This is a genomic window from Bartonella sp. TT110JLCBS, assembly GCF_042193405.1.
Lineage (GTDB): Bacteria > Pseudomonadota > Alphaproteobacteria > Rhizobiales > Rhizobiaceae > Bartonella.
The window spans coordinates 1-1085 of record NZ_JBHILT010000123.1 but is presented as its reverse complement, the minus strand read 5'-3'; the positions used below and the strand labels follow the sequence as shown (position 1 = coordinate 1085).

1 protein-coding gene is annotated in these 1085 nt (G+C 49.3%); it reads right to left on the bottom strand.

The window, feature by feature from the left end:
- A partial coding sequence (locus tag ACFILW_RS09920) for a hypothetical protein (protein WP_375685749.1) occupies window positions 1-992 on the bottom strand: 992 nt, incomplete at its 3' end.
- Window positions 993-1085: the final 93 nt, after the last annotated feature.

Sequence of the window (1085 nt, the reverse complement as noted above, 5' to 3'; positions counted from 1 at the left end):
GTGTATGTTGGTGTCCAGATATCCTGGTGATCACCTTCACCATTAGTGGTATTGGCGAACCGCAAGACTAATTGCAGGTTGTTTTGGACCCCTTGCGGGGCATCAAAAGAAACGGTAAAGCCACTGTTCAGACTGTTTGCCAGTTGTGGATAAGCATTGGCGACATCCTGGCGAGCGGTTAGTTTGACCGCCTTCCGACCGATTTCTTTGCCATCGGCCAATAGAATAACGTACGGGTATTGGTGTGTTAAGGATTGGTCGTTCGCAAACCAACCGTTAACGGTCAGGGTCGTACCATCATTAGACCAGCCATCAATGTTATAAGCGGAGCCGTTGAGGGTACCTAAACTAAACCAATAATCGGTATGATCCGCCGCCTTCCCGTTATCACCGTTGCCACCGTTGGTGGCTGAGTAACGACTAACTAAGGAATAGGTATGTCCTGCTATTAAATGAGCCTGATCGAAAGTGCCACTAAACCGCGCCCGATTAGCGGACCGCGTATCTCCATAAGCCTTTGCGACATCGTTGGAAGCCGTGTTTTGGACTTGAATGGCACTGACTTGGCGTCCCGTGGTGTTATCAAAGAGGATTAAGTAATGGTATGGTTCATAGATCGAGGCATCATTGGCATGCCAGGCGTGAACTTCCAGGTGGCCACTACTAATTTGCCAACTCTCCAAATACCCCCGGTTTTGTTTTTGAACCGGACCAAACCAGTAATCAACGGCTTCGCCGTTGCCTGCCGGATCATCCGTCCACCGGCTCACGATTTGAATATTATCTTCCGCATACTGGGGACTAAGTTTAAAGCTGGTCTTAAAGCCACTCACTCCAGCATTCGCGATGAGCGGAAAGGCCTTCGCCACGTCTTGACGGGCAGCTGACTGAACTTCAGTCCGCGTAATTTCTTGATGACGGGTTTGATCGTAGACAATGATAAAGTGGTGCGTCTTCCCTAAAGCCTGGTTGGACGCATGCCAACCACTCACGTGGAGATTCCCTTCGGCATCACTACTCAAGTTATCTAAACTAGCCACGTTCTGCTTATTCACTGGATTAAACCAGTAATCCACACTAGCCCC